Below are 14,015 nucleotides of genomic sequence, written 5' to 3' on the forward strand. Positions count from 1 at the left end.
ACTTAATTTTTTCATATCTTGATTCTAATCTCTTGATTCAATTATATAACCTATGACTATCTTTAACTCTGTGTTTACCTGGTTCATGAAAAAGCGTATCCATCAGATAGAGCTTTTTATGAAATACCCTAATGAAGTGCAGGAGGAGTGGTTTGAGCAATTAATATCAGGTGCCGAAAGTACTGAATGGGGCCGAAAATACCAGTACAAAAGTATCGAGAACCTTAACCAGTTTAAGGAGCGTGTGCCTATTCAAAATTACGATACACTTAAGCCCTATATAGAGCGGATGCTCACCGGGGAGAAAAATGTGTTATGGCCATCTGAGATCCGGTGGTTTGCCAAATCATCGGGCACCACGAACGATAGGAGCAAGTTTATACCGGTTAGTGAGGAAGCGTTGGAAGAGTGCCACTTTAAGGGTGGTAAGGACCTGTTAACCATCTATTTTAATAACCAGCCCAATGCCCGTATGTTCACGGGGAAGATATTGACCCTGGGGGGCAGTCACCAGATCAGTCAGCTTAATGCCGAAACTTCCTTTGGCGATCTTTCGGCGGTGATCATGAAAAACCTGCCGCTGTGGGCCGAATTTCACCGTACCCCCGACCTGGATATAGCGCTGCTCGAAAATTTTGAAGAAAAAATTGAGAAGATAGCCCACGCTACCAAAGATGTGAATGTTACCAGCATCAGTGGTGTACCTACATGGAACCTGGTGCTGTTTAAACGTATACTGGAAATTACCGGCAAAAAAAACCTGCTCGAAGTATGGCCCAACCTGGAGATGTATTTTCATGGCGCAGTTAATTTTACCCCCTATCGTGAGCAGTTTAGAAATTTGATCCCCAGCGATGATATGTATTACCTGGAGAATTATAATGCATCTGAGGGCTTCTTTGGCATACAGGATACAAAAGAACCCGGTGATATGCTGCTCATGCTGGATTACGGTATATTTTATGAATTTTTGCCCATAGAGCACCTGCATGACGATAATCCAGCCACACTTACGCTTGATGAAGTGGAGCTGGATAAAAACTATGCCCTCATCATTACTACCAATGCCGGGCTTTGGCGGTATATGATAGGCGATACCATTAAGTTTTCATGTTTATCTCCTTTCCGTATACAGGTTACAGGGCGTACCAAGCACTTTATCAATGCTTTTGGCGAAGAAGTGATCATTGATAATGCCGAGCGTGCCCTGGAAGAAGCCTGTCGCCAAACCGGCGCCATTATCAGGGAGTATACCGCGGCCCCCGTTTACTTTAATGGCGACCAATGCGGCGCGCATGAATGGATCATTGAATTTGAAAAGAAACCCGCCGAGTTTGAACGCTTTGTTGACCTGCTCGACGAAACCCTGCGCCGTATCAACTCCGACTATGATGCCAAGCGTTTTAAAGATATGGCGCTGCGTCGTCCCATTGTACGGCGCGCCCCTGAAGGCACCTTTTTTAACTGGATGAAAGAGAAGGGTAAATTAGGAGGCCAGCATAAAGTACCCCGCTTAGCCAACGACCGCCAATATGTAGACGCCATTTTGAAAATGATGGCGCCTGTGGGGGGATAAGAATCAAGGGATAAGGTATTGGGATTTCGCAGGCCGTATTAAAGGATATTTGTTATTATTAACAATTACATTACCTTTAATACCTTAAACCTAAATCTTACCCAATGGATTTTAAAGACCAAATCTTACAGCTCGCAGCGCGTGCTGAAAAAATGCTTCCACAAATTCAAACCGAAGAAGCTACTAAGAATGCATTAATTATGCCCTTTATACAAATAATGGGGTATGATGTATTTAATCCTGTTGAAGTAAATCCCGAATTTATCGCCGATATAGGTATAAAAAAAGGTGAGAAAGTTGATTATGCTATAATGAAAGACGGCGAGCCAGCTATCTTAATTGAATGCAAACATCATCTTGAAAATCTTGACCCACATAATTCTCAGCTATTTAGATACTTTCATACCACAAAGGCTAAATTTGGCTTATTGTCAAATGGGATGACCTATCGTTTTTATACCGATTTAGTTGAGAAAAATAAAATGGATACAACCCCATTTTTTGAGTTTAAACTAACTGAGATTAAGGAAGTTGAAATTGCAGAATTAAAAAAGTTCCATAAATCTTATTTTGATGAAGGTAACATAACAAATACAGCAAGTGAGCTTAAATACCTTAATGAGTTAAAATTAATTCTTAATAAAGAGATTGATTCACCTTCTGAAAACTTTGTTGCATTTTTTACTAAACAAATTTATCCTGGCGTGTTAACGGCAAAAATTAAAGAACAATTTATACCCATAGTTAAACGATCATTTAATCAATTAATAAATGATACGATTAATGAAAGGTTAAAGTCTGCACTAAATCAAGAAAAGAAAAAGGATACAGAAGAAGCTACAAAGGTTGAAGAGGCACAAGAAAAAACGGCGTCAAACATTATTACTACAGAAGAAGAACTTGAAGGGTTTTATATTGTAAAATCAATTTTAAGGCAAATTATCGAATCAACAAGAATAACATACCGGGATGCTCAATCTTATTTCGCTATTTTGCTTGACGACAATAATAGGAAAACAATCTGCCGCTTATATCTTAATAGCAAAAAGTATCTTGTTGTACTTGATGAAAGCAAAAAAGAGATCAAGTATGACATTAATGGAATTGATGAAATATATAAATATGCAGACATATTAATTAGGACAGCCGAAAATCTAAATAAAAAATAGTCAGCCCCAGCAGTCGTTCGACTTGAGCCCACAGGTGTTCGGAAGAAATAAAAACGTTGTCATTTCGAACGGGGTACGAGGAGAAATCTTATACGAYCYGCAAATTCGYTTTGTATATTRTACAAGATTTCTCTTTCGCGCAGCGCTCATGCCGRCCCATGCTCWATCGAAATGACAAATTTTTATAGAAAATAATTCTTCTGAACATCTATGGGCTTCAGCCGAGTGGCAACTATTATCCGGCCTCCGGCCGACATCAAACGCCCATTTGCAACAAAAAAGCCCTGCATAAAATATGCAGGGCCCCATAGTAATATGATAATAGGTCTGTTAAGACATTTTAAGTTTCTTTTGAATGTCGGCAACGTAACCTTTAAATTTCTTATCGGTATCAATAAGGTCCTCAACGGTTTGGCAGGCGTATATTACTGTAGAGTGATCACGACCGCCAAAGAAATGACCAATAGATTTTAATGAGCTTTTGGTATGTGCCTTGGCCAGGTACATGGATATTTGTCTTGCCTGTACAATTTCGCGTTTACGGGTTTGTGATTTTACCATCTCAATGGGTACTTCAAAATACTCGCAAACCAGGCTTTGAATGTATTCCATCGAAATTTCTTTGGATGAATTTTTGACAAAATTTTTGAGCATCTGCTTGGCCAGGTTCAGGTCAATCTCCTTGCGGTTAAGGGTTGATTGTGCCAGCAGGGATACCATGGCGCCTTCAAGCTCACGCACATTGTTATCAATGTTATGTGCAACGTACTCAATTACATCGTTTGAAAGTTCAATGCCGTCCTGGTATATTTTATTTTTCAGGATAGCCATGCGGGTTTCCAGATCAGGGATCTGCAGATCAGCCGAAAGACCCCATTTAAATCTTGAAAGCAGACGTTCTTCCAAACCAGCCAAATCCTTAGGCGCTTTGTCTGATGTAATGATCAGTTGCTTGCCTGATTGATGTAGGTGATTAAAAATATGGAAAAAGAAATCCTGTGTTTTTTCTTTACCGGCAAAATTGTGTACATCATCCATGATCAGTACATCAATAGCCTGGTAAAAGTTCACAAAGTCATTAATGTTATTATGCTTAAGTGCGTCAACAAACTGTTGGGTAAACTTCTCGCACGATACATAAAGTACAAGTTTGTCAGGTAATGAGCGTTTTATTTCATTACCAATTGCCTGGGCCAGGTGGGTTTTACCCAAACCTACGCCGCCATATATCATTAAAGGGTTAAATGAAGTGCCACCAGGTTTTGCAGCAACAGCATAACCTGCAGAACGTGCCAAACGGTTACAGTCACCTTCAACAAAATTTTCAAAGGTATAGTTCCTGTTCAGTTGCGGATCTACATTTAATTTTTTCAAGCCGGGTATCACAAAAGGGTTTTTTATGTCCTTATTGATCGAGATGGGTATCGGCATTGACTGATGTTTTGACTCGGCGCCATTTCCGTTCGAAGGCATGTTAGTTGTGTATGGTTTACTTGATGATTGCTCAACAACAATATTATACTCTAAACGCCCTTCGTCGCCTAATTGTTTTTTTATTGTTTTGCGTAGTAAACCTACATAGTGTTCTTCAAGCCATTCGTAAAAAAATAAACTTGGTACTTGTATCGTCAAGACGCTTCCTTCCATACGCAAAGCTTTTATTGGCTCGAACCAAGTCTTAAAGCTTTGTGCTGGTATGTTATCTTTTATGATCTGGAGGCAGCTATTCCAAACGCTAGTACAAGTTTTTTCCATATATATATTAGTAAAATATTGATTTCCAACCCCCAGCGAAACATCTTTTGGGCCTGCTACGGAACATCGAATATTGCCAAAAAAAGCTTATAAAAAAATTAAATTTTCACTTTTTTGACAAATAAATTTATGATATAATAATCAGTTCTTTAGTGAGAAATCCATATAAAATGTTATATTTCACAATAAAAATCATAATTATATTTCCATTAGCTCCCAATTGATATTGTCCGATCAATTTAACAAAAAATAAGGACAACTATCTGGGTTATAATTATTTATTATAGAGTTGCTTTGCAGCAATTGTTGAGCCAATAAATGTGTATCTCTACTGTTAAAAAATAAAGCTCTGGTTTAGTGCTAAATAAATTTAATATTGATTTTTGATTATTGGTGAACCAGTTTGGCAGTTTTCAAAAAAAACTACACACTGTATTAATATTCGCCAAAAACATTCCGGAGGGTATCTGCAATTTCGCCTAAGGTAGCATAGCACTCTACTGCGGTAAGTATATAAGGCATTAAGTTTTGTTTCCCTTTTGCGGCTTCTTGTAATTGCTGTAAACTGATGGTAACCGCCTGGTTATCCCTGCCGCTTTTAAGTAAAGCTATCTTTTCAATTTGCATTTTGCGGATAGCRTCATCAACCCTGAACACATTTATCGCGGCATCTTCCTGTTGTGTAAAGCGGTTTACACCAACCAATACTTTTTCTCCGCTTTCAATATCATTCTGGTACTGGTAGGCCGAAGCCGCTATTTCCTGTTGAATGTAATCCTGCTCAATGGCTTTAACAGCGCCGCCCATAGCATCTATCTTATCCAGGTACAGTTGCGCTGCTGCTTCTATCTCATCGGTTAATGCCTCTATAAAATAGGAGCCTGCCAATGGATCAACAGTATCGGTAACACCGCTTTCAAAGGCGATGATCTGCTGGGTACGAAGAGCTATTTTGGCCGCGGCCTCGGTAGGTAATGACAAGGCTTCATCATACCCGTTGGTATGCAATGATTGTGTACCACCCAATACGGCAGCCAATGCCTGATTACTTACCCGTATAATATTATTAAGCGGCTGCTGTGCGGTTAAGGTTGAACCCCCTGTTTGGGTATGGAAACGCAATTTTTGCGCGCCGGCATCTGTAGCGCCAAGCTCTTTGGTAATATGCGCCCACATACGACGGGCTGCCCTGAATTTGGCTATCTCCTCAAAAAAGTTGTTATGGCAGTTAAAAAAGAAAGAGAGCCTTTTTGCAAATACATTAATATCAAGGCCTTTATCAATGGCGGCTTTTAAATAGGCTTTGCCATTGGCCAGGGTAAACGCCAGTTCCTGTACGGCGGTTGAACCAGCTTCGCGTATGTGATAGCCCGAAATGGATATGGTGTTCCATTTAGGTACTTCTTTGCTGCAATATTCAAAAACATCTGTTATGAGCCGCATGGATGGCGCGGGCGGGTATATATAGGTACCACGCGCGGCATACTCCTTTAAAATATCATTCTGTACCGTACCCGAAATTTGTTTCAGATCGGCACCTTGTTTTTTTGCCAGGGCAATATACATGGCCAGCAATATAGGCGCCGTGGCATTTATGGTCATGGAGGTAGTGATGTCCTTAAGGGCAATACCATCAAACAGGATCTCGATATCTTTTAAGGAGTCAATAGCTACTCCTACCTTGCCTACTTCACCCTCGGCAAGTTCATGGTCAGAGTCATAACCTATTTGTGTAGGCAGGTCAAAAGCAACCGATAAACCTGTTGTGCCCTGGCCCAGGAGGTAGTGATACCGCTTGTTTGATTCCTCGGCTGTTGAAAACCCGGCATACTGGCGCATGGTCCAGGCTTTACCCCGGTACATGTCTTTCTGGATGCCGCGGGTAAAAGGAAATTCACCTGGCAGCTCATTCATTGATGATGGCTGGGTGTATACCTCCTTAATTTCGATACCCGATGTGGTAGTGAATTTTTTTTCGGCCATGGGATTAAAATAATTCTTCCATATCCTGCCTAACCAGGCCGGTAGCTATTTCATAAGGGTCCTGCTCCAGCTGGCTTAAATGTAACAGGATGGTTTTACTCAGGTCCATAGCCGATGCATCCTGCGGCAGAGCCTTAACCGCGTTGTTTACCAGGCTCAGGGTATCGTCCTTAACCCGTTTAACCACGTTCCAAACGCGGTTGCTTACATAAATTTGTTGCGTAATATTATGCTGAAATTCGTTACGGATCTCGGTAATTACCAGGAGTTGCAATTCGGCAGCCAATAGGGATGTTGCATTCAGGCGTACAAGCATGCTGGCCGGGTTAACCCGTTCAATAAATAATACAACCCGTTCATAAGCCTGTAAACGCAAAGGCAGTGTTTGGTTGCTAATGGTTCTTTTCAACTCCAGCAGTTGTATGTGTTCGGCCCTGTCAAGATATGGCTTAAATAAATATAACGCTACCCATACAACGCCAATGCCGGCAATGGTATATTTTAAAATATCAAGTAAATAGGGTAACGTTTGCATGTTTTATAAAATGTTAAACAGAGGTCATAAAATACCGGTTGCAGCAAAAATCCACATTTTACCTTATATTTGTATAGTTAAATAAAAAATAAGATGAGTACTGCTGTTGAAATTGCACCGGTATCCTTTACACAGGGAGCCGTTAAAGAACTTTTTAAATTAAGAGACCAGCAAGAAATAGGTGACGACTTTGGCTTGCGTGTTGGTGTTGAAGGTGGTGGCTGCTCAGGCATGAACTACATTTTGGGTTTTGACCAGAAAAAGGATGGTGACCAGGAACATTACATTGACGGATTAAAAGTATTTATGCACAAAGCCCATGGTATGTACCTGATGGGTATGCAGATAGATTTTCAGGATGGCTTAAACGCACGCGGGTTTACTTTTAACAACCCCAATGCTGCAAGCACCTGCGGATGCGGAACTTCGTTCTCGGTATAAATTTATAACATAAGATATTATTGAAAGGCAGCCTTTAGGCTGCCTTTTTTTGTATACCTAACTCTCCAAAATTTATATGTAATAATGAAGTATCAATGATTGGTATTCATCATTATATGTTAAGTAGCCTTGATCTTCGCCTTAGCAGCCCATAATATATTTCATGGATTAGTTGATTTTCAGATATATTATGCATAAATTTATTATACCAATAAACTTCAAAACTAAATTTATGAGAAAGGAGACCCCATGCCCTTTATAGCGTTCTCATAAGCATTCTTACTTGCCGGTAATAATGATTGCAGCTATAAATAAAATAAAGACTCTCATCCATAAATGGTATCAAAATCACTATTAAACTTAAACAAAATGAAAAAATTTATAATAGTTGCAGTTTTGCTTATCTCCGTAATAGCGGGCTGCAAATCATCAAAGAAAGCACCAACTCAAGAGGGTGTATATAAATTGGAAAAACAAATGCTTAGTGGTGGTGGAAAGGATACAATTTATGCAAGAACACAGGTAAAAATCTATACCGACAAATATTTTATGTACGCGGCTTTAGCGCCCGATTCTTCTGTTGGATTTGGCGTAGGCTCTTATAAACTGGACTCTGTTAATAAAATTGTTGAGAGCAACATCTACAGCAGCCGCCGGCTTGATTCGACCATTAATTTTAAGCTGGAAGTAACCAGAACCGATACGGGTTATACACAGGTTATTCCAGATATATTAAGATTGCGTAACGTAAGCTATAAGATGACCGAGGTTTATGCTAAAGTGCCGGCACCAGATACTTCGGCTTTGGATGGTTTATGGAAAATGGATGCAACTTATTCGGTAACTGGAAAAGACACTGTAAAACAAACACCAACCCAATACAAAATATTTAAAGGAGGGCATTTCATGTTTGTTCACCGTTATCCAATTGATAAAGAGGGCCGCAAATTTAAAAACGGATTTGGTTATGGTGTTTTCAGCTTAGTAAATGACACCCTTAGAGAAGAAGATGAAATATCAAATCATCCACAACTGTTGAACAGGAAATTTGCTATTAAGATCACCTTTAAGGGTAAAGATGAATATTCACAGGTTATAAGCGATTCTACGCAAAAATCAATAGAAACATATAAGCGTCTGAAGTAGGGAGAGTTATTAAACTCTTTTATTATTCTTGTTGTAGCCGGAGTGAGAACATGAAAGTGTTTTACGCTAATATTTCATGATGACTTATTTGTATATTTTCCTGTAACAAATTGGTATAGTACACAGTCAAACCCCAAAGTTTTTTTATTTTTATACCATGCCGGTTAAAACCTCCTATAAAGAAAATATTTCGATAGCGTTACAATCCATAGCCGGCAACAGGCTGCGTACGTCACTTACATCGTTAATTATAGCTATTGGTATTATGGCCCTGGTTGGTATATTAACCGCTATTGAGGGCATACGGCAGTTTACTAATGACGCCTTTGCAGATCTGGGTGCAAACTCATTCACTATTCAAAACCGTGGAGAGGGGCTCAACTTTGGTAATGGCGGCCACCGTAAGGCTTATCCATCCATTACTTATGACCAGGCCGAACGCTTTAAAAAAACCTTTAAACTACCTGTAGTAACCGCTATTAATTTAGATGTTACCGGTACAGCAGTAGCCAAATACGGCAATCAAAAAACAAACCCTAATATTTCTATTTCGGGCTCAAACGAAAACTACCTGCTCACCAGTGGGAAAAAATTATCATTTGGACGTAGTTTTTCGTCATCAGAGTTAGAGCACGGGGCCAATGTGGTGATTATAGGCGATGAGATTAAATCAAAACTTTTTAAAAGTGAAGATCCAATTAACAAATCACTTTTTATAGGCGATAATAAATATCGCATAGTTGGAGTAATTGCGTCAAAGGGTTCAAGCTCTTTTGGCGGCGATAAATTTTGTGTTATCCCGATACTTAAGGCAAAACAGATTGATACTGTACGTAACCTATCATACACCTTAACGGTTAAGGTAAACGGCCCGGGTGCTTTAGATGCCACCATAGGCGAAGCTACCTCCTTATTTAGAAATGTTCGCGGCCTTAATATTGCCAACGCTGATGATTTTGAGATAACCCGGAGCGACTCTATACAACAGGAGCTTTCAAGCCAGTTGCTTGGTATTACCATTGCAGGGTTTGCGGTGGGTATTATTACCTTAATTGGAGCAGCCATAGGGCTTATGAACATCATGCTAGTATCAGTTACCGAACGAACCCGCGAAATTGGTGTGCGTAAGGCTATTGGAGCAACGCCTGCCGTAATACGTAAACAATTTTTAATTGAGGCTATTGTAATATGCCTTATAGGTGGTGTTGCGGGAATAATATTGGGTATGGCAGCGGGTAACCTTATTGCTGTTCAAATTAGCGGAGCATTTGTTGTGCCATGGGCATGGCTGATTTTTGCCGTATTACTATGTACCTTTATTGGCCTTATATCGGGCTATTACCCAGCAAAAAAAGCGGCTAAACTTGACCCGGTTGAAGCTTTACGTTACGAGTAATTCTTAGGATAAAAGATTTTTGGACAAAAGATGAAACACCAGGAATGAGCAATTAATCTGCATGATGAGATTGCCRCGCTACGCTCGCAATTACGTTTTTCTTGTATCCTGATTCTTATAGTCTTGTATTTTGCGATTTAACCCTGTTCCTTGCTCCAAAAGTCCGTTCTCTCTTAAAACAATAGTTTGTTTTTTAAAGGATAATCAAAAAGCAGCTTTTCAATATAAGTTGTACGTAATGCTTCGCCAAATGCCGCTGCATGTTTTGGGTGGTGCATATCGCTTGATATAAAATCTATCAGTTCGTTATCTATTAAAGTTTCGGCCAGCCTTTTAGCATCCTTACCATAATAACCGGTTAACGAAATGGTATTTAACTGGAAGTTGCAACCCCAGTGATGCAGGTTTTTAAATTGCTCCAGATCCATGTATGGGTATCTTTCCGGATGGGCTAAAATAGGTTTATATCCTTTATCGTTCATTTTTTGTATAACCGATACTGCATTTGGCGGCTGGTTGATGAACGAGAACTCAAACAAAGCATAATTGTCGCCCATGGTCATTAGTCTGCCTTCATTAACTCTTGCTTCAAAAGTTTCGTCAAAGTAATGTTCGGCAGCTGTTTCAATAGGTATATCAATGTTTTCCTTTATCAGCTCGGCCCTTAATAAGTCAAGAGAATCGGCTATGGTTTCGGGCGTGTTTCTGTAAAAGTCGATCATGACATGTGGCGTGGCAATAATCTTTTTTATCCCCAGTTCCATCATCTTACGTATAAGTATAATGGAGTCCTGAGGTGTTTTTGCACCGTCATCAATCCCAGGCAATATATGTGAGTGCATATCAACCATGATTGATTCATAGTTAAAGTTCACATGTTTTTTTTCCTGTTTCTTTTTAAATAACCCAAACATAGTTAACGATTAGTATACTGTTCGTTGTAATACTGCTGATAATGGCCCGATGTAACATTTTCAAGCCACTCTTCATTAGCCAGGTACCAGTCAACAGTTTTTTCAAGTCCTTCTTCAAAGGTTATACCGGGTACCCATCCCAGATCATTTTTAAGTTTGGAAGCATCAATTGCATAACGCAGATCATGCCCTGCCCTGTCTGTTACGTAAGTGATCAGTTTGGCCGATTCACCGGCTGCTCTGTTCAGTTTTTTGTCAAGTATACTACATAACAAATTAATCAGGTCAATGTTCTTCCATTCATTATGGCCGCCTATGTTATAAGTTGATCCGGCTTTAGCTTTATGAAAAATAAGATCAATTGCGCGTGCATGATCTTCAACCCAAAGCCAGTCGCGTATGTTTTCGCCTTTACCATACACAGGCACAGGTTTGCCTTGTTTAATATTATTAATGGCCAGCGGAATCAGCTTTTCAGGAAAGTGATAAGAGCCATAATTATTTGAACAGTTAGACAATACAGTGTTTAAGCCATAAGTATCCTGGTAGGCCCTCACAAAGTGGTCTGAGCTGGCTTTTGATGCCGAGTATGGAGAATGGGGGTCATAGGCGGTTTCTTCGGTAAACATCCCTGTATTGCCCAGGGTTCCATATACCTCGTCAGTTGAAACGTGGTAAAAGCGCGTTTGGTCATACCTGCCTTTCCAGTTTTCGCGGGCTGCATTTAACAGGTTAACTGTACCCACCACATTAGTCATTACAAACTCCAACGGACTTACAATTGAGCGGTCAACATGTGATTCTGCCGCAAGGTGTATCACCGCATCAGGCTTTTCGTCAGCAAATAATTCATTAACAAACGGTATATCAACAATATCGCCTTTTATAAACCTGTAGTTAGGCTCATCTTCAATATCGCGTAAGTTGGCCAGGTTACCCGCGTAAGTAAGTTTATCTAAATTAATAATAGTATAGTCAGGGTAGTTTTTTACAAAGCGGCGCACTACATGCGACCCAATAAAACCAGCACCACCCGTAATAATGATCTTTTGCATTTGACAAATATTAATTTACAAAGGATTTTGTGATATGTATTTTTCCCATTCCCAGGCTGATGACATCATGGTATCAATGCCCAATTGAGCTTTCCAGCCTAATTTATTTGTTGATTTAGTTACATCGCCCCAAACCTGCTCCACATCACCGCTGCGGCGGGGACCTATTTCGTAGTTTACTTTTACGCCGGTGGCACGTTCAAAAGCATGTATCACATCTAATACCGTATTACCACGGCCAGTACCTATATTAAACACATCGTATCCTTTAAAGTCGTCCTTTTCCAATAATTTAAGGGCTGCTACGTGTGCTTTAGCTAAATCAACCACGTGTATATAATCACGAACACAGCTACCATCAGGCGTATTATAATCATTGCCAAACACGGTTATTTTTTGGCGCTTACCTATGGCGGTCTGGGTAATGAAGGGTACCAGGTTTTGCGGCACACCTATAGGCAGTTCGCCTATGAGCGCGGTTTCATGTGCGCCTACAGGATTAAAATATCTTAACGATATTACCTTATAGCTACTGCCCGATGCGATCATATCCTGTAATATCTCTTCGGCTATTTGCTTGGTATTGCCATAAGGCGATTGCGCAGGTTGCACCGGCGCAGACTCATTAACCGGTAAATGTTCAGGCTGCCCATAAACCGTGCAGCTTGACGAAAAAACAAAATTCAATGGCTTACCGTAATAGGTTTCCAACAAATTAATTAAGGAGTAAAAATTATTACGATAATATTTAAGCGGTTTTTGTACCGATTCGCCTACTGCTTTAAAAGCGGCAAAATGAATAATGCCATCTATATCAGGCTCATTAACGGCCAGCTCCTTTACGCTATGCTCATCGCTTAGGTCAAGTTTATGAAAAACAGGTTTGTAACCTATAATTCTGGCTATCTGATCCAATATTTTAGGGTCGGAATTTGACAGGTCATCAACAATAACAGGTTCATAGCCTGCATTTACTAATTCAACAACAGTATGGGAGCCAATAAAACCCAGGCCGCCGGTAACTAATATTTTCATTTTAAGTAGTGTATGTTATCGTTTATTATAGTACGCAAAATCCTTATGGTTTATTTCCTTTTGAGGCAGGGATTTAAAATAATCCAGGGTGATCTTCAGGCCTTCGCTTCTGGCAACTTTGGGTTCCCAGCCTAAAATGCTCCTTGCCTTGGTAATATCCGGGCGGCGCTGTTTGGGGTCATCCACCGGTAATGGCAGGCTGATGAGCTTTTGATCGGTGCCGGTAAGTTTAATGATCTCTTCGCCAAATTGTTTGATGGTGATCTCATCCGGGTTACCGATGTTCATGGGTTGTGCATAGTCGCTGTGCAGCAGGCGGTAAATACCTTCTACCAGGTCATCMACATAACAAAAKGAGCGGGTTTGTGAACCATCGCCAAACATGGTTAARGGYTCGCCCCTTAAAGCCTGSCCTATAAATGCAGGCAGTACGCGCCCGTCATTCAACCGCATCCGCGGACCGTAAGTATTAAAGATCCGCACAATACGGGTTTCCAGTTGGTGAAAGGTATGGTAAGCCATGGTGATGGCTTCCTGGAAACGTTTGGCCTCGTCATACACACCGCGCGGACCYACCGGGTTAACATTACCCCAGTACTCCTCGGGCTGGGGGCTTATATTCGGGTCGCCATAAACCTCAGATGTGGAAGCTATCAGCATCCTTGCCCCTTTTGCCAGGGCCAGGCCCAGCAGGTTATGCGTACCCAATGATCCAACTTTTAAGGTTTGGATAGGTATTTTTAGGTAATCAATAGGGCTTGCCGGGGATGCAAAGTGCAGGATGTAATGCAGCGTGCCGGGTACATGTACAAAAGTGGAAACATCATGGTTATAAAACTCAAAATTCTCCAGCTTAAAAAGGTGTTCAATGTTGCGCAGATCGCCGGTAATGAGGTTGTCCATACCAATTACATGGTAATCTTCCTTTATAAACCTGTCGCACAAATGCGAACCTAAAAACCCGGCTGCTCCGGTTATTAATATCCGTTTACGGTTTGCCATTTTTAATT

12 protein-coding genes are annotated in these 14,015 nt (G+C 40.4%); 5 read left to right on the forward strand and 7 right to left on the reverse strand.

The genetic code is table 11. The features are described from left to right. Positions 1 to 52: 52 nt before the first annotated feature. A complete protein-coding gene (locus tag AC1DRQ_RS03590) occupies positions 53 to 1,576 on the forward strand; it encodes a GH3 auxin-responsive promoter family protein (RefSeq protein ID WP_477422238.1) in 1,524 nt (507 codons plus the stop codon). A 104-nt stretch (positions 1,577 to 1,680) separates the two neighbouring features. Next, the gene (locus AC1DRQ_RS03595; protein WP_477422239.1) at positions 1,681 to 2,745 is read left to right on the forward strand and encodes a type I restriction endonuclease; all 1,065 of its coding nucleotides are present in this window, start codon (positions 1,681 to 1,683) and stop codon (positions 2,743 to 2,745) included. A 330-nt stretch (positions 2,746 to 3,075) separates the two neighbouring features. On the opposite strand, the gene dnaA is transcribed toward AC1DRQ_RS03595, so the two are convergent. From dnaA to AC1DRQ_RS03610, 3 genes are all read right to left on the reverse strand, one after another. Further along, positions 3,076 to 4,500, reverse strand: a complete 1,425-nt coding sequence (gene dnaA / locus AC1DRQ_RS03600; protein WP_429398688.1) for a chromosomal replication initiator protein DnaA — start codon at positions 4,498 to 4,500, stop codon at positions 3,076 to 3,078. Between the two features lie 435 nt (positions 4,501 to 4,935). Continuing rightward, on the reverse strand, positions 4,936 to 6,483 hold the full coding sequence (locus tag AC1DRQ_RS03605) for an acyl-CoA mutase large subunit family protein (protein ID WP_477422240.1): 1,548 nt from the start codon (positions 6,481 to 6,483) through the stop codon (positions 4,936 to 4,938). 4 nt (positions 6,484 to 6,487) lie between these two features. After that, positions 6,488 to 7,018: a DUF7935 family protein gene (locus tag AC1DRQ_RS03610; RefSeq protein ID WP_429398684.1), complete on the reverse strand. Its 531-nt coding sequence runs from the start codon at positions 7,016 to 7,018 to the stop codon at positions 6,488 to 6,490. 93 nt (positions 7,019 to 7,111) lie between these two features. On the opposite strand from AC1DRQ_RS03610, the gene AC1DRQ_RS03615 reads away from it, so the two are divergent. From AC1DRQ_RS03615 to AC1DRQ_RS03625, 3 genes are all read left to right on the forward strand, one after another. Next, positions 7,112 to 7,459 carry a HesB/IscA family protein gene (locus tag AC1DRQ_RS03615; protein ID WP_429398682.1) on the forward strand — a complete coding sequence of 116 codons (348 nt, stop codon included), beginning with the start codon at positions 7,112 to 7,114 and terminating at the stop codon, positions 7,457 to 7,459. A 369-nt stretch (positions 7,460 to 7,828) separates the two neighbouring features. Further along, complete coding sequence (locus AC1DRQ_RS03620; protein WP_477422241.1) at positions 7,829 to 8,605, forward strand: hypothetical protein; 777 nt, start codon at positions 7,829 to 7,831, stop codon at positions 8,603 to 8,605. A gap of 157 nt (positions 8,606 to 8,762) precedes the next feature. Then, complete coding sequence (locus AC1DRQ_RS03625; RefSeq protein WP_477422242.1) at positions 8,763 to 10,001, forward strand: ABC transporter permease; 1,239 nt, start codon at positions 8,763 to 8,765, stop codon at positions 9,999 to 10,001. 173 nt (positions 10,002 to 10,174) lie between these two features. On the opposite strand, the gene AC1DRQ_RS03630 is transcribed toward AC1DRQ_RS03625, so the two are convergent. From AC1DRQ_RS03630 to AC1DRQ_RS03645, 4 genes are read right to left on the reverse strand one after another with little or no spacing between them, the layout of a single operon-like run. Beyond that, positions 10,175 to 10,915, reverse strand: coding sequence for a tyrosine-protein phosphatase (locus AC1DRQ_RS03630; RefSeq protein WP_429398676.1), 741 nt, complete (start codon positions 10,913 to 10,915; stop codon positions 10,175 to 10,177). Between the two features lie 2 nt (positions 10,916 to 10,917). Then, entirely contained in the window at positions 10,918 to 11,970 is a 1,053-nt protein-coding gene (rfbB, locus tag AC1DRQ_RS03635; protein ID WP_477422243.1) for a dTDP-glucose 4,6-dehydratase, read from the reverse strand. A 15-nt stretch (positions 11,971 to 11,985) separates the two neighbouring features. Then, positions 11,986 to 13,005 carry a UDP-glucose 4-epimerase GalE gene (galE, locus tag AC1DRQ_RS03640; RefSeq protein WP_429398672.1) on the reverse strand — a complete coding sequence of 340 codons (1,020 nt, stop codon included), beginning with the start codon at positions 13,003 to 13,005 and terminating at the stop codon, positions 11,986 to 11,988. A gap of 15 nt (positions 13,006 to 13,020) precedes the next feature. Next, positions 13,021 to 14,007 carry a UDP-glucuronic acid decarboxylase family protein gene (locus AC1DRQ_RS03645; RefSeq protein ID WP_477422244.1) on the reverse strand — a complete coding sequence of 329 codons (987 nt, stop codon included), beginning with the start codon at positions 14,005 to 14,007 and terminating at the stop codon, positions 13,021 to 13,023. Positions 14,008 to 14,015: the final 8 nt, after the last annotated feature.

Source organism: Mucilaginibacter sp. P4_E8, assembly GCF_056401495.1.